General features: G+C 39.6%; 20 protein-coding genes and 3 pseudogenes. 12 read left to right on the forward strand and 11 right to left on the reverse strand.

The window, feature by feature from the left end; genetic code table 11:
• Positions 1 to 349 precede the first annotated feature (349 nt).
• Both HWQ37_RS29770 and HWQ37_RS29775 read right to left on the reverse strand, forming a co-directional pair.
• Positions 350 to 532, reverse strand: coding sequence for a CsbD family protein (locus tag HWQ37_RS29770; protein ID WP_292754010.1), 183 nt, complete (start codon positions 530 to 532; stop codon positions 350 to 352).
• A gap of 334 nt (positions 533 to 866) precedes the next feature.
• The gene (locus HWQ37_RS29775; protein WP_292754011.1) at positions 867 to 1,331 is read right to left on the reverse strand and encodes a hypothetical protein; all 465 of its coding nucleotides are present in this window, start codon (positions 1,329 to 1,331) and stop codon (positions 867 to 869) included.
• A gap of 254 nt (positions 1,332 to 1,585) precedes the next feature.
• On the opposite strand from HWQ37_RS29775, the gene uvrB reads away from it, so the two are divergent.
• From uvrB to HWQ37_RS29790, 3 genes are all read left to right on the forward strand, one after another.
• Complete coding sequence (uvrB, locus tag HWQ37_RS29780; protein ID WP_292754012.1) at positions 1,586 to 3,583, forward strand: excinuclease ABC subunit UvrB; 1,998 nt, start codon at positions 1,586 to 1,588, stop codon at positions 3,581 to 3,583.
• Positions 3,584 to 3,738: 155 nt separating this feature from the next.
• Complete coding sequence (locus HWQ37_RS29785) at positions 3,739 to 3,948, forward strand: type II toxin-antitoxin system HicB family antitoxin (protein ID WP_292754013.1); 210 nt, start codon at positions 3,739 to 3,741, stop codon at positions 3,946 to 3,948.
• Positions 3,941 to 4,168: a type II toxin-antitoxin system HicA family toxin gene (locus tag HWQ37_RS29790; RefSeq protein WP_292754014.1), complete on the forward strand. Its 228-nt coding sequence runs from the start codon at positions 3,941 to 3,943 to the stop codon at positions 4,166 to 4,168. The genes HWQ37_RS29785 and HWQ37_RS29790 overlap by 8 nt, the downstream gene beginning before the upstream one ends.
• A gap of 569 nt (positions 4,169 to 4,737) precedes the next feature.
• Here the strand turns inward: HWQ37_RS29790 and HWQ37_RS29795 are convergent.
• Together HWQ37_RS29795 and HWQ37_RS29800 are read right to left on the reverse strand one after the other, a co-directional pair.
• On the reverse strand, positions 4,738 to 4,998 hold the full coding sequence (locus HWQ37_RS29795) for a type II toxin-antitoxin system RelE family toxin (protein ID WP_292754015.1): 261 nt from the start codon (positions 4,996 to 4,998) through the stop codon (positions 4,738 to 4,740).
• On the reverse strand, positions 4,998 to 5,198 hold the full coding sequence (locus HWQ37_RS29800) for a hypothetical protein (protein WP_292754016.1): 201 nt from the start codon (positions 5,196 to 5,198) through the stop codon (positions 4,998 to 5,000). Before HWQ37_RS29800 ends, HWQ37_RS29795 begins: the two co-directional genes overlap by 1 nt.
• Positions 5,199 to 5,407: 209 nt before the next feature.
• Between HWQ37_RS29800 and HWQ37_RS29805 the strand changes: the two genes are divergently transcribed.
• Both HWQ37_RS29805 and HWQ37_RS34925 read left to right on the forward strand, forming a co-directional pair.
• The gene (locus tag HWQ37_RS29805) at positions 5,408 to 7,681 is read left to right on the forward strand and encodes a DEAD/DEAH box helicase family protein (protein ID WP_292754017.1); all 2,274 of its coding nucleotides are present in this window, start codon (positions 5,408 to 5,410) and stop codon (positions 7,679 to 7,681) included.
• A pseudogene (locus HWQ37_RS34925) lies at positions 7,668 to 7,733 on the forward strand (UvrB/UvrC motif-containing protein); the annotation flags it as partial. The gene HWQ37_RS29805 and the pseudogene HWQ37_RS34925, both read left to right, overlap by 14 nt.
• 135 nt (positions 7,734 to 7,868) lie before the next feature.
• Here HWQ37_RS34925 and HWQ37_RS29810 read toward each other — a convergent pair.
• Together HWQ37_RS29810 and HWQ37_RS29815 are read right to left on the reverse strand one after the other, a co-directional pair.
• Complete coding sequence (locus tag HWQ37_RS29810; RefSeq protein ID WP_292754018.1) at positions 7,869 to 8,339, reverse strand: PIN domain-containing protein; 471 nt, start codon at positions 8,337 to 8,339, stop codon at positions 7,869 to 7,871.
• On the reverse strand, positions 8,336 to 8,629 hold the full coding sequence (locus HWQ37_RS29815) for a UPF0175 family protein (RefSeq protein WP_292754019.1): 294 nt from the start codon (positions 8,627 to 8,629) through the stop codon (positions 8,336 to 8,338). Before HWQ37_RS29815 ends, HWQ37_RS29810 begins: the two co-directional genes overlap by 4 nt.
• 344 nt (positions 8,630 to 8,973) lie before the next feature.
• On the opposite strand from HWQ37_RS29815, the gene HWQ37_RS29820 reads away from it, so the two are divergent.
• The 4 genes from HWQ37_RS29820 (at position 8,974) to HWQ37_RS29835 (ending at position 10,530) form a co-directional block, all read left to right on the forward strand.
• Positions 8,974 to 9,210, forward strand: a complete 237-nt coding sequence (locus HWQ37_RS29820; protein WP_292754020.1) for a DUF4160 domain-containing protein — start codon at positions 8,974 to 8,976, stop codon at positions 9,208 to 9,210.
• Positions 9,191 to 9,499 (forward strand): DUF2442 domain-containing protein, encoded by a 309-nt coding sequence (locus HWQ37_RS29825; protein WP_292754021.1) that lies wholly within the window; start codon positions 9,191 to 9,193, stop codon positions 9,497 to 9,499. The genes HWQ37_RS29820 and HWQ37_RS29825 overlap by 20 nt, the downstream gene beginning before the upstream one ends.
• A 401-nt stretch (positions 9,500 to 9,900) precedes the next feature.
• A complete protein-coding gene (locus HWQ37_RS29830; RefSeq protein ID WP_292754022.1) occupies positions 9,901 to 10,113 on the forward strand; it encodes a hypothetical protein in 213 nt (70 codons plus the stop codon).
• 18 nt (positions 10,114 to 10,131) lie between these two features.
• Positions 10,132 to 10,530, forward strand: a complete 399-nt coding sequence (locus HWQ37_RS29835; protein WP_292754023.1) for a type II toxin-antitoxin system VapC family toxin — start codon at positions 10,132 to 10,134, stop codon at positions 10,528 to 10,530.
• Between the two features lie 140 nt (positions 10,531 to 10,670).
• On the opposite strand, the gene HWQ37_RS29840 is transcribed toward HWQ37_RS29835, so the two are convergent.
• On the reverse strand, positions 10,671 to 10,889 hold the full coding sequence (locus HWQ37_RS29840) for a hypothetical protein (RefSeq protein WP_292754024.1): 219 nt from the start codon (positions 10,887 to 10,889) through the stop codon (positions 10,671 to 10,673).
• A 144-nt stretch (positions 10,890 to 11,033) separates the two neighbouring features.
• Here HWQ37_RS29840 and HWQ37_RS29845 point away from each other — a divergent pair, with 144 nt between their 5' ends.
• On the forward strand, positions 11,034 to 11,594 hold the full coding sequence (locus HWQ37_RS29845) for a Uma2 family endonuclease (RefSeq protein WP_292754025.1): 561 nt from the start codon (positions 11,034 to 11,036) through the stop codon (positions 11,592 to 11,594).
• A 205-nt stretch (positions 11,595 to 11,799) separates the two neighbouring features.
• Here HWQ37_RS29845 and HWQ37_RS29855 read toward each other — a convergent pair.
• The 3 genes and pseudogenes from HWQ37_RS29855 to HWQ37_RS29865 form a co-directional block, all read right to left on the reverse strand.
• Positions 11,800 to 14,438 (reverse strand): annotated as a pseudogene (locus HWQ37_RS29855) (Tn3 family transposase).
• A 138-nt stretch (positions 14,439 to 14,576) separates the two neighbouring features.
• A complete protein-coding gene (locus HWQ37_RS29860) occupies positions 14,577 to 15,032 on the reverse strand; it encodes a double zinc ribbon domain-containing protein (protein ID WP_104899214.1) in 456 nt (151 codons plus the stop codon).
• A gap of 241 nt (positions 15,033 to 15,273) precedes the next feature.
• Positions 15,274 to 15,654, reverse strand: coding sequence for a hypothetical protein (locus HWQ37_RS29865; protein WP_292754026.1), 381 nt, complete (start codon positions 15,652 to 15,654; stop codon positions 15,274 to 15,276).
• A gap of 188 nt (positions 15,655 to 15,842) precedes the next feature.
• Here HWQ37_RS29865 and HWQ37_RS29870 point away from each other — a divergent pair.
• Together HWQ37_RS29870 and HWQ37_RS29875 are read left to right on the forward strand one after the other, a co-directional pair.
• A pseudogene (locus tag HWQ37_RS29870) lies at positions 15,843 to 16,980 on the forward strand (IS4 family transposase); the annotation flags it as partial.
• Between the two features lie 404 nt (positions 16,981 to 17,384).
• Positions 17,385 to 18,194 (forward strand): tyrosine-type recombinase/integrase, encoded by an 810-nt coding sequence (locus HWQ37_RS29875; RefSeq protein WP_292754027.1) that lies wholly within the window; start codon positions 17,385 to 17,387, stop codon positions 18,192 to 18,194.
• A gap of 180 nt (positions 18,195 to 18,374) precedes the next feature.
• Here the strand turns inward: HWQ37_RS29875 and HWQ37_RS29880 are convergent, their stop codons facing one another.
• Positions 18,375 to 18,536 (reverse strand): carbonic anhydrase, encoded by a 162-nt coding sequence (locus HWQ37_RS29880; RefSeq protein ID WP_292754028.1) that lies wholly within the window; start codon positions 18,534 to 18,536, stop codon positions 18,375 to 18,377.
• Positions 18,537 to 18,632 lie beyond the last annotated feature (96 nt).

An 18,632-nucleotide genomic window follows, 5' to 3' on the forward strand; every position in this document is an offset into this window, starting at 1 on the left:
ATTGTAGGTTGGGTGGAGGCTTTGCGTAACCCAACATCCTGATATATGTTGGGTTGCGCTCCGCTCCACCCAACCTACGTCTAGTTGCTTGACAAAATAATATTAATGATATGTATCAATGTATAAATTTTAATGTATGAATTTTAAGAATTTTGATAAGTGTAGAGACGTGATTAATTACGTCTCTACAAAAATTCTGCAAATCAAGCTGAATTCTCTATTCCTTACCCCTTGTTTGGGGAATGTCACAAGAGTTGAGCTTGATCCTCAAACAACTCAGATTATTCTGCAAAAATGGAATTCACCCCATTTATATCCCTAGAGTTTCTGCAAAAAAAATCATGAATTGTTAGTCAATGTTTTTCTTTACACTATCTTTCACGTCTTCAATTCCATGACGTACTTCGCTTTCGGCTTGCTTTGCTTTACCTTTTGCTTTATCTTCTGGATCTCCAGTAACATTCCCTAATGCTTCTTGGGCTTTACCTTCAACATTTTTAGCAGCAGCCTTTGCGCGATCTTCTAAGCTCATTTTTGTACTCCTGATTAAATCAAAAACGCATTTCAAAGCTATAAACTAACCTTGAAACTTTTTGTTATTACTTTTACACAGTAGCTTAAAGTTTTTGCTAAAGCCTTCCACCACAAGGCATATTAAAAAATTCGTAATTCGTAATTCGTAATTCGTAATTAAGAAAGGTTGTCGTAGTAAGGATTCTAGCTATTGCATAAATGTAAATTAAATGAAGAATAGTTTAGTTACCTATGCTAAAAGACATAGAACAATCTCTAGTTTGGAGTGTTTAAATAAAAAAACCAGTTTCGTATAGAAACTGGGTTAATAAAGTTATGGGGATGTTTTTTGTTTAATCTAGAAAACCCATCAGGGTTTCAGAATTGTCAATCTCATTTGGTGCTATTGGACGGTTCCCAAATGTAGAATAGCTGTCAGAAATTGCTAATGAACTTGAGGCAATTGGACGAATCCCAGAGAGATTTATACTTTCAACGACTTGGAATGTGTTAGCGCCAATTGGACGAATACCCATTGAGTTATAGGTTTCAACTACTTCTAACGTACTGGTGCTAACAGGACGCACCCCAGCAATTGAGAGGTGTTCAGCAACTTCTAAGTCGCTAGCACCTATGGGACGAATTCCAGAAATGGCTAATGTCCCGGTAGCTCCCACTGGCAGTTCACTAACTTCCTCGACTTTATCAGCATTCAAGCTCTGATCTAGTTTATTTTCAACTTCCTCTGTGGTTTCCCCTGAAGACTTAGCATTGTTTTGCCGAGAACTGATTGCTTTGCCAGCGCTGCTAATAGCCATAAACCAACACCTCTAATTTGTTAATTGAATTTTACAATAATTAAGGAAAGATGAAATTTTTTCCCATATACATTAGAGTTTAACCTTAAAAAACCTCATATAGATATAAGAATCTTTAAAACTGATACATAAGTAAATGTGAATTAATAATTTTTATAAAATTATATGACTATTTATTTGCTCTAATTAAGCCAGCTACAATAGATACAGGGCGGAATCGTCACCATGAGATAGGGTATTTACAGCAAAACTGTATGACAGAATTTTGTCTTCAAGCTCCCTTTAGTCCCACAGGCGATCAACCACAAGCGATCGCACAACTTACTGCTAGTATCGAAGCTGGTAATCGTTACCAAACTTTACTCGGAGCGACTGGAACTGGTAAGACATTTTCAGTAGCAGCAGTGATTGAGAAAATTGGCAAGCCAACTTTAGTTCTGGCGCATAACAAAACCCTGGCTGCACAGCTTTGTAACGAGTTGCGAGATTTCTTTCCCAACAACGCAGTTGAGTATTTCGTCAGCTACTACGATTATTATCAGCCAGAAGCGTATATTCCCGTTACCGATACCTATATTGAAAAAACGGCGGCGATTAATGATGAAATAGATATGTTGCGGCATTCAGCGACGCGATCGCTTTTTGAACGCCGTGATGTCATTGTCGTTGCTTCCATCAGCTGCATCTACGGTTTAGGAATGCCAGCAGAATATCTGAAAGCTGCCATCCCCCTACAGATAGGTATGGAAGTAAATCAACGCCAAATTTTACGAGATTTGGCAAATGTTCAATATAGCCGCAACGACATCGAAATGGGTCGGGGCAAATTTCGCGTCCGAGGCGATGTTTTAGAAATTGGCCCAGCTTATGAAGACCGAATTATTCGTGTCGAATTTTTTGGTGATGAAATAGATGCGATTCGTTATATTGACCCGGTGACAGGGGAAATTCTCAAGAGTTTAGAAGCCGTGAATGTCTACCCCGCACGTCACTTTGTCACGCCAGAAGAACGGTTAGAAGTAGCTTGTCATGACATTGCCGCCGAGTTAAAACAGCAAAAACTAGACTTAGAACAAGCGGGGAAATTATTAGAAGCGCAACGCATAGATCAACGTACACGCTATGACCTAGAAATGCTACGCGAAGTCGGTTACTGCAATGGCGTTGAGAACTATTCCCGCCACTTAGCAGGAAGACAAGCTGGAGAATCACCAGAATGTTTAATTGATTATTTTCCCAAAGATTGGCTACTAATTATCGATGAATCTCACGTTACCGTACCCCAAATTCGGGGGATGTATAACGGCGATCAAGCGAGAAAAAAAGTTCTAATTGAACATGGATTTCGGCTTCCTAGCGCTGCTGATAACCGTCCTTTAAAAGCAGAAGAATTCTGGCAAAAGGTAAATCAGTGTATTTTTGTATCAGCAACTCCGGGAAATTGGGAATTAGAAATTTCTGAAGATCATGTAGTTGAACAAGTAATTCGACCAACTGGAGTGGTTGATCCAGAAATTTCTGTACGTCCCACAGAAGGACAAATTGATGATTTGTTGGGAGAAATTAAAGATAGAGCCGATCGCCATGAACGAGTGTTAATTACCACATTAACCAAGCGGATGGCGGAAGATTTAACCGAATATTTGCAAGAGCGCAGTATCAGGGTACGGTATTTACATTCCGAGATTACTTCTATTGAGCGCATTGAGATTTTGCAGAACTTGCGCGAGGGAAAATTTGATGTTTTGGTTGGTGTGAATTTGCTGCGGGAAGGTTTAGATTTACCCGAAGTTTCCTTAGTAGCAATTATGGATGCAGATAAAGAAGGTTTCTTACGCACCGAGCGTTCCTTAATTCAAACTATTGGTAGAGCTGCACGTCATGTCCAGGGACAAGCAATTTTGTATGCCGATAATATGACAGGTAGTATGATTAAAGCCATTGATGAAACAGATAGGCGGCGGGGTATTCAAACCGCACATAATCGACTGCATGGAATTACACCACAACCGATTGTGAAAAAATCAAGTAATGCGATTTTGGCTTTTTTAGATGTATCTCGACGATTAAATGCAACTGACTTGAAAGTAGTAGATGAACATCTAGATGAACTGCCATTAGAACAGATTCCAGGGTTGATTACTCTGTTAGAAGCACAGATGAAAGAAGCGGCGAAGAAACTGGAATTTGAAGAGGCGGGAAAATTGCGCGATCGCATTAAGCAACTGCGGGATAAAATGTTGGGACGTTAACGTGAATCTTATACTCACGAATTAGTAATTACCTGCACAGAAAGATTATTACATCAACGCTTGGGTGACAAAGTTTAGTAAAAATCGTCAATTTACGATAATTCTTCCGGTTAGTCGTAAATATTTCTTTATTTACAAGGCTGAGGATATAGACAATGAAAACTCGTAGTTTTACAGTCCTCGTTTACAAGGAGGACGATATGTATATAGCTGAATGTCCCGAAGTTGGTACAGTTGATCAGGGAGAGACAATCGAAAAGGCAATTGCTAGCTTGAGAGAGGCAACGAAGCTTTATTTAGAGGAATTTTCTCTACCTGAAACATCCCCAAGGTATGTTACCAGTATTGAGATTAGCTATGCCTAAGTTGCCACGAATCTCAAGTAGAGAAGCAATTCGGGCGCTGGAGCGTTTGGGTTTTGAGCAAATTCGACAAACCGGGAGTCATGTTGTGATGAAGAAGGAAACACCGCAAGCTACAACTGGCTGTGTCGTACCTGTGCATCAACAATTGAAAGTAGGGACATTGAGCGGAATTCTTAAGCAAGCACAAGTTACCCCGGAGGAGTTCATAGAAAATCTTTGAGGTCTAACAATTCAAATGCAGCGGACGGTAAAAATTACTGGTGGAGTTGCAGAGATTGTCTGCTGCCGCTCATTTGAGTCGTTAATGATTTGCTGAAGCGATCGCATTAAACATCTGCGGGATAAAATGTTAGGACGTTAGAGGTCTAATATGTTTTAACTTCATGAAAGCTTCAGTTCCTTCATGATAGCTTTAATGTTAAGCCTTAATGTTGTAACCTTAAGCCTTAATGTCGTAACCTTAAGCCTTAATGTTGTAACCTTAAGCCTTAATGTTGTAACCTTAAGCCTTAATGTCGTAACCTTAAGCCTTAATGTCGTAATATTCGTAATTAATGTTGTAACCTTAAGCCTTAATATTGTAACCTTAAGGCTTAATGCTTGATGGGTAGTGCGGTGGCATCCAACGATCGCCGTTGTTCAAGCAAAGCTTTCACTAAGATACAAAGGGCTAGACTTGAGGGCGCGATCGCATTAAACATCTGCGAGATAAAATGTTAGGACGTTAACCTAAATCTACTGAGTCCTCAATTGGAGATGTCTGATTGAGGCAACACTGATGGCCGATTGTTAATTGTAAATATCACGGCGATGCCCAACTTGATGAATTGTAATGAGTTGTGCTTCAGCATCAAAGGAATAAATAACCCGGTAGTCACCAATTCCGAGTTTGAACAAACCGCTTAAATCAGCACTCAAAGCTTGAGGGGTTAAGTCCTCAAAGTTCTCAGACAACCAGCGAATTTTCCGCAGGATGCGCTCTTGAATAGTTGAGGTGAGAGCTTCAAACCCGATAGTCGCCTCTGATTTAAATTCGATCTTATAGCTCATTACCAGGTCAACCCCAGGTTTTTTGCTACTTCCTCGGCAGGGATTCCACGTTCTCCAGATTGAGTACGTTGCAGGGAGTCTAGTAGTTGCTGTTTCACTTCTGGCTTTATTTGTTTGCCTTCATCGGGATCAACCAATAGAGATTGAATCGTTTCGGCAACAGTTTCTTGAATCAGAAGCTTGAGTTCTTCGATAGTCATATCTTTGACTTGCATAAGGGAAGATCGTTAGTGAGAACTACTCTGACTGTTTTACTTGCTATTGTGGCATATTGCGGCGATCGCGGGGCAATTGCACTGAGATTGTTATTGATTGCCTTGAAATCGGGAACACTGTGATTAAGGGTGCTGCAAGGTTGTGAGCAATTGAACAAAACCCAAATCCTTAATTATCTTTGGTTTCCACTACTATGCAAACAGTTGAAGTTGAGTATTCAGGTCAGATCCAAGTTAATGCAGGCAAAAATCCTAGAGAACTTTACGCTCACCAGAACGAGGCAATCATAGCACTGGATCAAAAAAACAAGTCTCCATTTGAAGGCTTACTAGTTTTGCCTACGGGTGGCGGAAAAACTTTGATAGCGATTAATTGGTTACTACGTAACTTTATCGATAAGCGAAAAAAAGTTTTGTGGATCGCTCATCGGCATGAGTTACTTGACCAAGCCTTTGAGACGTTGAAATTTAGTGCCGATCCTTCATTGCTCAATAATGTCGAAAAGTTTAGATATCGTGTGATTTCCGGTCATCCTAAACATGATCGTCCTGTTAATATTCAACGAACTGACGATATTATTATTGCTAGTAAAGATAGTCTCAATAGTGGATTAAACTATCTTCTCGACAATTGGGTTAAACATTCTGATGCAATTCTCTTGGTAGTTGATGAAGCACATCACGCAACAGCAAAAACTTATCGGAAACTAATTAACGACATCAAGAAAAACTTTGAAGATAGAGGAAAGGCAGATAGTTTTAAAATGTTGGGGTTGACAGCGACTCCATTCAGAACAGATAAAGGTGAAGAAGGTCTACTTAAAAAAGTTTTTCCTGACAACATTATCTTTTCAGAACACTTAAGAACACTTATTACTAGAGGAATTCTTGCTGAACCAATTTTCGAGAACTTAGAAACAAAACTAGATTTTTATCGAGAATTGACCGATAAAGACATCAAAGCGATCGAGAATTTTGATAAGCTGCCCAAAAAGGTAGCCGAAAGCATCGCAATGTCTGATACCCGTAACCGACGGATTGTTGATCACTATATTGCTCATCAAGATAAGTATAAACCACTATTAGTTTTTGCAGTTGATATTCAACACGCGATCGCATTAAATAGCTTATTTCAAAAACGAGGGATTAACTCTGATTTTGTAGCGTCAAAAATATCAGATGCAAATACAGGAGCTACAGTTTCTGTAAAAGAAAATGGTGAGAAAATCAAGCGATTTAGAAGAGGAGAGCTTGAAGTACTCATTAATGTAGAGATGTTAACTGAGGGAACCGATTTACCCAACGTTCAAACTGTTTTTCTGACTCGCCCAACTACTTCTACGATCCTAATGACACAGATGATAGGTAGAGCTCTACGTGGGCAGAAGGCAGGTGGTACAGAAAAAGCTTATGTTGTAAGCTTTATTGACAATTGGGAAGACAAGATTAACTGGGTCAATCCTGAGAAGTTGATTGATGAAGGGGGGGTTTTCCGCGATAAAGATATCGAGACAATGAAGAGAATTGCTCGACTTATCTCTATTGAAAAGATTGAAGAATTTACCCGCATGATGGATGATTCTATCGATACTACTGACTGGGAAAAATTAGACTTTTTGAGACGAGTTCCCGTTGGAATTTATTGTTTCTCTATTCTTGAACCTTCTGAATCTGGTGAACCTCTATCTAGAAACTATGATGTACTTCTATATAATGATACAGAAGAGGCTTATGATAGTTTTGTCAATGATTTAGAGAGTGTATTTAAGAGCGTTGATATTGAAAACAGAGAGATATTAACTGATGAAGAACTTAAATATCTGCTGCAACTCACAAAGGAACTTTATTTTCCCGATCATTCATTTCTACTTGGTTATAGAGATGCTGATGTTGAGAACATTCTACGTTTCTACGCTCAAAAACAGATGGAGCCAGAATTTATTGCGTTTAGTGAACGTAGAAAGTGTGATTTGTCAATTGTAGCGAGGCATATATACGAAAATGATTTAACCCTTAAACAAGTAACTGAATATCTCACTTCTCTATGGAATGACAGTAAATCCTTTTGGCAAGTTCTATTTGGATATAACTATCTGTATTTCAAGAAACAAATAGACATTGAAATTAATAAACTGCTCGGAGTTTACCCTGATCTGATAGTTACTCCACCAATCGTAATTCCTGACACAGTACCCCTAGAAAGTCTTTCACTCGTTGAAATTAGGGAGAGAGATCCAGCCGAGTATAGAGATATTAAGGATGCTGTGTTTGCTAAATATACAAATACAAAGGGATTTATTAACTGTGCTATGAGTGAGTTTAAGAGCCAGATGCGAAGGGATTTCCAAATTGATCACATCATACCGATGTCAAAAGGTGGTTTAACCACGCTAGATAATCTTCAAGTTTTATCTCGTAAAGCTCACGCAGAAAAGACTCGGTTAGACAACCTAAAAACTAAAATTTGAAGAAGCGGCAAAATTGCGCGATCGCATTAAACATCTACGGGATAAAATGCTTGCTTTTAGGATAGTGCGATCGCTGATCTTGTCGCTTGGGTTAACGCAAGGAAACTCAACGTCTTTTTCCACTTACGATCTTAACTACTTCCACCAATCTAGGGCGATGTCTACGACGATGCTCCGCCTACGCAAGTTAATCATCTTTGAGTAAGCGTTCCAGCAAACTTGGTGCAACCCAAAAGCCAACATCTTGCAACTGTTCAAACGTTGCTTCTAAATCCAGCAAGCCAGATATGTTAGCGTCTTTCAAAATGCCCAGAAGCCCAATTATTTTTAATCCACGTTCCACAGCAATTCGCCTTGCTGCTTTGTCATCCAAGATCACTAAATCGGCTTTCAGTTGTTCTGCAAGTAAAATTGCTTCTCGTTCACCAGGGTCAAGCTTTTCTAGTTCAACGTCTTGAGGAAGTTCGATTGGTTGTATTTGAAGCCAATTAGGAGGTTGAGCAATCCAGCTTTTTACTACAGGGGGTGATTCAAATGCTCTTAGTTCATCTGCAACGGCTTGAGGAATGATCACACATCCATATAGACGCTGTAATATGACAATCTGATTGATTAACAGCAGGTAACAAACTGGAGAGGTATCAGAGACAACAATCATTGTACTCTGAACTCCTTAAGAGTCTGAAGATCCTGTTCTAATTCAGTTTCGTCATAGTTTAGATAAATACCCATCTGCTTCAGAAAGACATGAGCACAAAGACGGTTTGGTAGCTGGAGAATTTGACGCACTTCAGCAGTGTTAATCTTGCCACAACTGTAAGCATCGGCAACAATTAGTTCTAGGAAGCGACGAGAGAGGTTCCCTTCGGTTTGGTCTAGTCGCTGGGCAATTTCATCGGGAATTTCAATGGTAATTTGCATATTACAAGGTACATATAATCTAATCATTAGCTCTATGGTAAGCGATCGCCCCACAACAACCCCCTATTGTAAATCGCTGGTGCTGAGTTCAAGGTTGCTTGCTGCCGTTGATTTGAGCCGTTCATCACAAGCTTGGGCGATCGCATTAAACATCTGCGGGATAAAATGCTAGGACGTTAACGTAAAGTATATGTATCGTCTGAGGCGATTATTCATCACCGAGTAAATACAACTCTCATGTCAAACAATATGTTTTGCTGACAGGTTAGTGTTCAATGTAACAGTTTTGATGCTAATTTCGGATTGTATTTAACAGTTGACAGTCAATTAGGCATCAGCTATGTTTTGGGTATTTGATTCAGTTGTTTTCAATGCCCACTCTATTAACTGTCGGTCCATATCGATTTTTCTGCTATGCAGGTGATCGTGATGAACCACCTCATGTACACGTTGAGCGTGACAATAATGAAGCCAAGTTTTGGCTTGAACCTATCCGACTCCAAAGTAATAGAGGGTTTAATCGCACAGAGATTAACCGCATTCACAAACTTGTTCAAGAACATCAAGAGCAATTGCTAGTAGGCTGGAATGACTTCTTTAACGATTGAACTGCCTGAAATACCCACGATTCAGCAAGTGGCAATTACAGATGATACGCTTTCTGCGGATTTATCCGATGGGCGCACTATATCTGTTCCATTAGCATGGTATCCTCGCCTATTACATGGATCAGTCGAAGAACGCAACAACTGGCGCTTCATCGGTGGGGGTAATGGAATCCACTGGGATCAGCTTGATGAAGACATTAGCATCAAGAATCTGATTGTCGGACAACCATCAGGAGAAAGTCAAAAATCCTTTCAGAGGTGGTTAAGTAATCGGATATCAGGAGTCTAACAAATCACTGGGCAATATTATCTACCGCCGTTTATCTTGGTCGTTAGCCTACTTATATAGTCATTGGCTATAGAGTCAATTTACAGGGTGGCGATGTAATGAAGCTGGAAACCATGCCTACCTTTCAACAATATTGGCAGAATCAGGGTGGTCTAACGGCATTTCAAGAGCGTCGCACTGCGCTCAACTTGCCACCAAGAAGCGATAATAGATAAGATACCATTTGCGAACCACAACCAGATGGTTTTGCTATGATGCTTTCATAATTTTAACAAAATTCGGTGGGTTTAAGTCCCCGGCTTCTATCAAGCCGCAAGTTTTGTGGCGGGGTCTAAATCCCCGTTACAAAACTTACTTGCGACTTGCGACTTGCGACTTGTTTTAACTTTTACTAGATCCCTATGACCTCCCAGCAACTTGAAGAACGCTCTCAACAACTCGAAGCGCGAGTTGCAACTTTGGAGGCAGAACTGGCAGAAATGAAACAGATGCTCTATGGGTTTGTCCAGAAAAAATCTCCTTGGTGGCTAGAAGTCGCAGGTAGCTTTGAAAACGATCCTACTTTTGAGGAAGCAGTTTGCTTTGGACAAGAATGGCGAAAATCTGCTGAGTAGGGTTGCTAACACCGCAAGATGTATATTCTTGACACCGATCATCTCAGTTTTATCCAACGCAATGGACAAGAGGGAAAGCGAATCCTGACAAGGCTGGCAGCTATTGAAGAGGGTGAAATTGCAGTAAGTGTGATTACCTACGAAGAACAAGTTAGAGGTCGGCTCAGTGTTCTATCTAAGGCGAAAACTCCAGATGAGCAAATTTTAGCGTATCAAGGGCTACAGCAACTCGCAATAGATTATCGTTCGATTGTGATTGTTCCGTTTAGTCGTAAAGCCGCTCTAGAACATCAACGTTTGCGAAAAGCTTATCCTCGTTTAGGAAACATGGATCTAAAAATTGCCGCGATTACTCTAACCCGTAATGCAATAAATAATCCGGTAGTCCCCAATTCTGAGTTTGAACAAACCGCTTAAATCAGCACTCAAAGGTTGAGGGGTTAAGTCCTTAAAGTTCTCAGACAACCAGCGAATTTTACGCAAGATGCGCTCTTGAATCGTTGAGGTGAGAGTTTCAAACCCGATAGTCGCCTCTGATTTAAGTTCGATGTCGTAGCTCATTCCCAGGTCAATCCGAGGTTTTTTGCTAATTCCTCAGCAGGGATTCCACGTTCTCCAGATTGAGTACGTTGTAGGGAGTCGAGTAGTTGCTGTTTCACTTCTGGCTTTATTTGTTTGCCTTCATCAGGATCAACCATTAGAGATTGAATCGTTTCGGCAACAGTTTCTTGAATCAGAAGTTTGAGTTCTTCGATGGTCATATCTTTGACTTGCATAAGGGAAGATCGTTAGTGAGAACTACTCTGACTGTTTTACTTGCTATTGTGGCATATTGCGGCGATCGCGGCGGCGTAACAAACCGCTTGCACATCGCATTAAACATCTGCGGGATAAAATGCTAGGAAGTTAACCTAAATCTTATGCTCACCAATATTCGCCTAATTAGTGTTAAAGAATATCACCAAATGGCGGAAACGGGAATTTTTCATCCTGAAGAACGCTTAGAATTAATCGCGGGACAAATCATCAGAATGTCAGCAAAAGGAACTGCTCACGAATCGGCAATTACCCGCACAGAAAGGTTATTACGTCAACGTTTGGGTGACAAAGTTTTATTAAGAATCCAGTCACCAGTCCCACTTGATGATTATTCGGAACCAGAACCAGATATTTCAGTGGTGAAGCTGAATCCATTAGATTATGAAGATCATCATCCCAATGCTTCCGAAGTATTTTTGCTGATTGAAATAGCTGATTCTAGTCTCAAGTACGATCGAGAAGTAAAAGCGATGGCATACTCTAAGTCAGGTATTATTGAGTACTGGATTTTAGATGTCAATGGACGCAAGTTATATATGTATCGTCTTCCCAGTGCAGACGGATATCACAGTGAGAGCATACTTGCAGAGGATGTGACAATTTCGCCTTTAGCATTTCCTGATTGTGCGATCGCAATTCGGGAATTATTGCGAAAAATCTAGGAGGCGATCGCTCACATTAAGCACCTGCTGGATAAAATATTGGGACGGTAACGTTAATTAAATTCCCCTAAAATTACAAGCAGGAGAAATCATGGCTATTGATGTAGAAATTTTACAAACACTAGAGGGCTAGACTGTGCCAAAACGGGAAAATTGTACGCTAAGGAATTAGTTCAACTCCTCAACTCCTTACCAGACAACGATTTCAGCTTAATTTAAAGTCTGATTTTTTCCTTCTCAAAGGACGCAAATTATCAATGCTACTTGCTGACTTAAGATTCCAAATGTAATCACCAGTTAAATTGATATGTTCCCACCCCATTGGTGATAAATGTTGCAAGTATTCCTCCGGGATAATTACACCCTCCGACTTCAATAAATTAACCGCATTCTCCAAATACACCGTATTCCAAAGCACAATCGCCGCCACAGCCAAATTCAAACCGCTTGCACGTATTGATTGATCTTCAAACGAACGGTCACGTACTTCACCCAAACGGTGGAAGAAAACCGCTCTCGACAACGAGTTTTTCAATTCCCCTTTATTAAGTTCACTCGTAGCTTTACGTCGCAACTGAGGGCTTTGCAACCAATAAAGAGTGAACAATGTCCTTTCAATTCTTCCTACTTCGCGCAGAGCGATGCCTGCGGCGGGCTACGCCTACGCTAATTTGTTTTGACGAGGATATGACGCTAACTTACGCATGATCAAGGAAGGCGTAACTGTTCCAATTGAAACAGAAGTAGCCAGTCGGAGAATATGATCCCAGCAAGCAGCAATCAATTTGACATTAATTTTCTCACCCAAAAGCGGTAACAAAGGGGAATTCTGATTAACACCATCAAAAAAGTGTAACTTTTTAGAAGCTAAATCACGCATCCGGGGACAAAAACGAAACCCCAGTAGATGACATATACCAAAAACATGGTCAGTAAAACCGTTAGTATCAGTAAAATGTTCTTCTATTTTTAAGTCAGTTTCGTGATACATCAAACCATCCATGCCTCAGCCATTTTCACCAAACCTAAATTAATCGCGTCAGCTAAAATAGTACTGAGCAAAATAATTTTATCTGAAGCCAATTCCGCCGTTTGTAGATGGGTAAAGTGTTTAGTAAAACCAGTCCAAGAATCAACTTCAATAAGTAATTCTGTCAGCTTAATTCGCGGTAATAAATTATAAATTCGGTCGCCAAACTGAGTAGCACCGTCAGGCATATTACTAATAACTGGACTGATCACCAATTTTTCATTTTCAATGACAACGCCAGGTAGTTTATCTGTTGTTAGTAAGTCAGAAACTTTATCGAATTGTTCAAACAACAATTCTTGACGTTGTTCAATATAATTCGTAAAATCCGTTGTAATCGCAACTGGTATTTCATTGTTATCGCACAGAATCTGCCATTGGTGTTGGGGTAGAAGATAATCCTCAAAATCCTGATACTGTCGAGAACCTACAACTGAAATGTCCCCCGAACGCAAACAGTCTCGCAGTTCACTTAAGACACACATTTCGTAATAATGACGGTCAATTTTACCATTGTTGAACACATATTTTAACCATCGGGGTTTGACAAAATCAACTGGTGCATCGTCTGGTATATTACGGCGATTAGTATCATTTAGTTCCTTGATTAAATTTAACGCTTCAACAATAGCTGCGGCTGGATTGCTGGCTTTAAATTCAAAGGCTGAAAGTAATGTTGGTGTATATCTACGTAATTGGGAATAACGTCTGTCAAGCAAATCAAAATAATCAAAATCCGCAGGACGTGCTAATTTTCCAGCTTCTTCAACACTTTTCAGAAAATTATCCCAACTTAACACCGATTCAATGGCAGCATAGGCATCTCCTTCTCCCTCTCTGGCGTTAATTAGAGCATCTCCTATATCAGCATAGAGCCTGACTTTCTCATTAATAGCTTTTCCATCGTGTTGAAAATTTTGGTTACGTTGATTTTCACTGCGGCGGAATAATTTACCTATCATCTTGTCGTGCATTGAGATTGCAGTGTCAACAAATATGGCAGATGTTTCTAACAGAAAAGCAACCAAAGTAGCATATCTTCTTAGCTCATCTAATCTCGCTATGTGTGCAGGCGTTGTTTTCACTCCAATACGGGTTAATTGCACCAAACGATTATGGTGTACTTTAGCTAGACATGAGCTATCTAAATTTAAATCACGAATAAATTCAAACTTATCTAATATTCTTAAAAAATTCTTGGGATTGGCTACTCCAGGTGGTTGGCGCAACCAAACTAATGGAGTCCGGTTCTTTTCAACATTTATCACCAATAAACCATCAAGTTCTTTCTTTTGAATACTTGTTAAGCGTTTAGTTAGCGATAAATAAAATTGGTTTTGAGCGCGTCGTCGTGTTTCCCAAGCCAGCCTTTCAACTGTAGACATTGCGGGGATTATTATTTTAGTCCGACGCATTTCTTCAATCAGTGCTTCGACTAAAGCAATTCCCTTATCTGTGTTAAAAGCCAGTTTCAGCAACCATTTCGAGAGTCTTTTGTAGTGAGATATACTCATAGAGTCATAGCCTAAAACTTTCTGAAGTTCTGCTAAATGCTCCCGGCGAGTGGTATCTCGTACCGCATATTGTTTGAAAAACTTCGGCTTAACTGACAATTGTGAGGCAACATAGGACAAAATGGAATTCGGTACTTTTTCTCCTAATTCCCATACTCGACCTGGGAACCGCAAATAACATAATTGCACCGCCATTCCTAAACGATTATGTAGGCGACGGCGACTGTTTATAACTTTTAAATCATCAGTGTTAAAAGTGTAGTAGCGAACAATATCTCGGTCGGTAATATCTATAGGTATTTGAGTAAATTAAATTCGTTGTATATCAGATAATAATTCACGGGTAGCCAAGTTTTAGACCATCTAATTTAATTTTTGTGAATGCCTGAAATCGATTCTATAAAGTATTAAAATATTTTGCTGTTAAACATATAATTTTTACGTCTGTTTATAGGATTCTCCACAATAAGGGCAGAATTTAAATTTGAGCGACATGATTGGTTCATTGCAACTTCCACATCGGTCGCGTAAAGTTGTACCGCAAGCAAAGCAATATTTTGACCGTAACGAAGTCCACATTGGGTCAAGTGTTGTGCCAGGTGTCCAACACTTAGGGCAAAATTTCAACGCACCTATTGCCTCAACAGGTGTTTGTTTGACGACAGCATCAAGATATTCCTGGGGTATGCCCAATGCCGCCGCTAACCCCGATTTCCCTTTTTGGCTAAGTCGAGATGTGCCACCAGATTCAATTTTACGTATGGTTTGGACATGTATACCTGCTTTTATACTTAATTCCAACTGCGTTAAACGATTGGAATCACGGACACGTTGAATATACCTTCCCAACGGTTCAGACGGGTTTGGAGCCACATCTACGAGAGATACATCCATAAAAGTATTATTATTTTTGTAACACTTAACATTAAATTAAGATGTGTACAAAATTTCAATAATTTAAATTTTTGTCTTGATTGTGACTATTACTTTAGCTGCGTTAACAACCCAGTTTTTAGATCGTCCAGGACTGACAAACTCAACGATTCGCAATACTGCTCGGTTAAGGAAAATGAAGGGTAAAACAAAGAAAAATTTGTTCGCGTATTATTTACGAGAACAACATGAGATAATTCGACTACTTTTTCTCTTTGAGGCTATCGTACAAGTCCACCCAATTTTGACGAAGAGAGTCGATGCATGAAGTTAAGTGATCGATTTGGGTTCTTCTAGCGACGGAGAGGACAGCATTAATATGAGCAGGGCTTCCAGCCTTACCCAAATGCCTATATTTGCTCAATTTGTTGGGTTGAGTTGTGGAAAAAATTGGTTTGGTAGCGTGTAATTTATAGTACCAATAAGCTTGTTTTTTTCCGCGTGCTTGGTAACGCAAAACACAACAGCCAGGTGGCGCTACTTCCCCCGAAGCTTGAATTTGTTGGATAGAGAGTTGTAAAGTGGCAATCGCTTGTTGTAGGAGTTCAGCCCTAGAAATAATGTCCGAGTCAGGAGCAGGCATTGACTAATGCTCCTTGGAAGTTGCAGAAAGAGCAGAATGTGTTCGCGTATAATTTACGAGAACATGGTAAATTTACCCCACACTATTTTACAACTGAAATGTCACTTGTTAACTTTGAGATCATAGAAGCCTGCATTAATCCAAGTGAATTACTTCTGGCTGTATCACAAGTAATCCCGTCTCAAACCATAACCAGAGCAATTATTAGTACTTCCAGTCAGGAAAAACGACGACGAAAACTGAACTCTCACATAATTGTAGCTTTAGTAATCGCTATGAATTTTTGGTCTGGTGATTCAATAGTAGATGTGTTCAAAAATCTCATTCATGGCTTAAGTTCTTTACAAATACCTTTCTTGATACGCTGGAAAATACCAGTAAGTTCATCAATTACAGAAGCTCGTCAAAGGACAGGAGCGGCGGTAATGACTCGGTTATTTGAAATGGTAGCCAAGCCAAAAGCCACAGTATTAACACCTGGTGCTTTTTTGGGAGGATTAAGAATCATGGCGATGGATGGAACAGTAATGGACGTTCCCGAGACAGAAACAAACGCCAGAGTATTTGGCTATCCTGGTTCTCGCCCTGGTACATATCCGGCTTTTCCCAAAGCTAGATTAGTATTTTTAGTGGAAGCAGGTACTCATTTAATTGTAGATGCATTCTGTTCCCCCTATCGCATTGGAGAGAGAAGAAGTGCTTTAAAACTCCTACGCAGTATTAACTCTAGTATGTTATTGATGTGGGACAGAGGATTACATTCTTTCAAAATGGTCAATGCAGTCATTAAACAAAAAGGTCATTTCCTTGGTCGTGTCCCAGCCCATGTAAAATTTGAAGTAGTTGAAATATTCAAAGATGGCTCTTATCAATCATGGATTGCACCAGATGGAGAGTCGAAAAAAAAAGGGTGCGACCCGAATTTCTGTCCGCATAATTGAATATGTTATTGAAGAGAATGGTACAGAAAAGACTTACCGTTTGATTACTGATTTAATGGATATTTCCAACTTTCCGGCTTTGCTATTAGCATCAGAATATCATCAAAGATGGGAGGCTGAGAATACTTTAGATGAATTAAAGGTACATCTAAATGGTCGAAAAATCCCCATCCGTTCTAAGAATCCTCGTGAAGTAGTCCAAGAAATTTATGGTTGGTTGTTAGGGCATTATTGCCTACGTTGTTTAATGTTTCAAAGTGCAGCCTTGAAACATATTTCTCCATTAAGATTAAGTTTTACTGGTAGTTTACGAGTTCTTCGACGTGCCATCCCTGAATTTCAACGTCAGATAAATAATCAATTGGATATTAACATATATTATAGCTGGTTAATTTCCGAAATATTAGATTTAGAAATCCCTTTACCACAACACAGAAGTAATCCGAGAGTAGTCAAGAAAGCACGTTCAAAGTTTAAGAGTAAAAAGCGAAGTCACAGAAGTAATGGTACTCTCCGACAACAACTATCTTTTCAAATTCTGAGAAAGGCAAGTTAAATCTGTCAATTTGTTCGATACACTAAATTGTTCATCATCAATTTATAGTTCAATAGTTTAAAGATATTCTAATCAATTGACAATTAAGTTTTTTGAGAGTGCCTTTAGGTATAGGCAAACTCTTTAGCTAATTTTGTTATCGTAGTCAACACGCGAACTAATTCTCCTTGACTCCACCACCTATTTCCCCTTAACCGAACAGTATTGCAACGATTCGTACTTACGAGTATGTTTTGATACCTTTACTTCAACTTTATGGCCGTTGGTCGATTGAAATTATTGACTATGAAATTTTGGTTGAATATTTATCAGGGGTGTCTCAAGTAAAATTTACAACTCACCATAAATATCAAGCAGTAATTACCGCATTATTTAACTTTGCCGTGGAGCGGGGCTATATTAAATCAAACCCTCTAGCTAGATATCCTCGATGCAAACCTAACTTGGAGAAAGGGGAACATAATTCTGATGAAGAAGTGCGTTATCTTACACCAGCACAATTAAATCTTCTCTACCAAACCATTAAACCAGATGCTCGAATGTCTGCGTTGATACATTTGTTGCACAGCACGGGGGCTAGAATCGCGGAAATATTGACGTTAGATTTAGATGCTGTAGATATTCAAAATCGGAAGTTTCAGGTAATTGGTAAGCGAAATAAGCAACGATGGTGTTTTTACAGTGAAAGTGCTGCACAAAGTCTAAATAACTACCTCAAATATTACAGGTATCCTTGCGTGCCAGCATTGTTTACAGCCCAACAACCCTTTAGTCTCAAAGTTTCTCGTCTATCTTACGCAACAGCTTATAAGTCCCTACTTGAGGTAATTAAGGGCGTAAGCGAATTAGAAGGAATTCGTTTCCACGATTTGAGACATACCTTTGGTACTGAAAGGGTCGGTTTGATGGGTATCGACGAACTACGTGCATTGATGGGACATGAGACGATTCAAATGACTTTGCGATATTCAAAAGTGACTTCTCGGCGTGCGGAAGAAGTAGCACAACGAGCCTTTGAGAAAATCCCAAATTATGGGCAGTAAGTAAATATCAGTTTTGGCTAAAAATAAATATCGTTTTGCTAGTAATAGCAATGTCAACTTTACAGTTTAAGAGAATTAATATTTCTCTTGAACTGTCAACTAAGGGATAAAACAAAAAATGATTTTCAGCAATGGCTGAAACCTAAGTCTTACAATGGTTATAGCGTTTGCATTAATTCCTTAGCGTACAATTTTCCCGTTTTGGCACAGTCCTGCCTGAATCATAGGGGCTTTTCGCTCATGGAGTACCTGACGGATGATGGAAGTTTGGTAAAGATTTTTTACTTGCGCCACAACATTGATTTCTGCCAAACAATTCAGACGTTCTTCTCTTGTTGGCAAGGCATCAATTTCTTCTTGTTTCTCTAAATACAGTTCCCGAAGGGAGCAACGCGATTTGGTGAGGTAGGATCAAAAACCAGCGAACGCTAACAACTT

This window comes from Nostoc sp. NMS4, assembly GCF_017115095.1.
In the GTDB taxonomy this organism is placed as follows: domain Bacteria; phylum Cyanobacteriota; class Cyanobacteriia; order Cyanobacteriales; family Nostocaceae; genus Nostoc.

Bases quoted from the DNA above. Each gene is read 5' to 3' on its own strand.
- HWQ37_RS29775 (WP_292754011.1), bottom strand. From the start codon at position 1,331: ATGGCTATTAGCAGCGCTGGCAAAGCAATCAGTTCTCGGCAAAACAAT.
- HWQ37_RS29810 (WP_292754018.1), bottom strand. From the start codon at position 8,339: ATGATTGTTGTCTCTGATACCTCTCCAGTTTGTTACCTGCTGTTAATC.
- HWQ37_RS29770 (WP_292754010.1), bottom strand. From the start codon at position 532: ATGAGCTTAGAAGATCGCGCAAAGGCTGCTGCTAAAAATGTTGAAGGT.
- HWQ37_RS29840 (WP_292754024.1), bottom strand. From the start codon at position 10,889: ATGCAAGTCAAAGATATGACCATCGAAGAACTCAAACTTCTGATTCAA.
- HWQ37_RS29845 (WP_292754025.1), top strand. From the start codon at position 11,034: ATGCTCACCAATATTCGCCTAATTAGTGTTAAAGAATATCACCAAATG.
- HWQ37_RS29800 (WP_292754016.1), bottom strand. From the start codon at position 5,198: ATGACTATCGAAGAACTCAAGCTTCTGATTCAAGAAACTGTTGCCGAA.
- HWQ37_RS29815 (WP_292754019.1), bottom strand. From the start codon at position 8,629: ATGATTAGATTATATGTACCTTGTAATATGCAAATTACCATTGAAATT.
- HWQ37_RS29860 (WP_104899214.1), bottom strand. From the start codon at position 15,032: ATGGATGTATCTCTCGTAGATGTGGCTCCAAACCCGTCTGAACCGTTG.
- HWQ37_RS29820 (WP_292754020.1), top strand. From the start codon at position 8,974: ATGCCCACTCTATTAACTGTCGGTCCATATCGATTTTTCTGCTATGCA.
- HWQ37_RS29795 (WP_292754015.1), bottom strand. From the start codon at position 4,998: ATGAGCTATAAGATCGAATTTAAATCAGAGGCGACTATCGGGTTTGAA.
- HWQ37_RS29790 (WP_292754014.1), top strand. From the start codon at position 3,941: ATGCCTAAGTTGCCACGAATCTCAAGTAGAGAAGCAATTCGGGCGCTG.
- HWQ37_RS29865 (WP_292754026.1), bottom strand. From the start codon at position 15,654: ATGCCTGCTCCTGACTCGGACATTATTTCTAGGGCTGAACTCCTACAA.
- HWQ37_RS29830 (WP_292754022.1), top strand. From the start codon at position 9,901: ATGACCTCCCAGCAACTTGAAGAACGCTCTCAACAACTCGAAGCGCGA.
- HWQ37_RS29785 (WP_292754013.1), top strand. From the start codon at position 3,739: ATGAAAACTCGTAGTTTTACAGTCCTCGTTTACAAGGAGGACGATATG.
- uvrB (WP_292754012.1), top strand. From the start codon at position 1,586: ATGACAGAATTTTGTCTTCAAGCTCCCTTTAGTCCCACAGGCGATCAA.
- HWQ37_RS29825 (WP_292754021.1), top strand. From the start codon at position 9,191: ATGACTTCTTTAACGATTGAACTGCCTGAAATACCCACGATTCAGCAA.
- HWQ37_RS29835 (WP_292754023.1), top strand. From the start codon at position 10,132: ATGTATATTCTTGACACCGATCATCTCAGTTTTATCCAACGCAATGGA.
- HWQ37_RS29805 (WP_292754017.1), top strand. From the start codon at position 5,408: ATGCAAACAGTTGAAGTTGAGTATTCAGGTCAGATCCAAGTTAATGCA.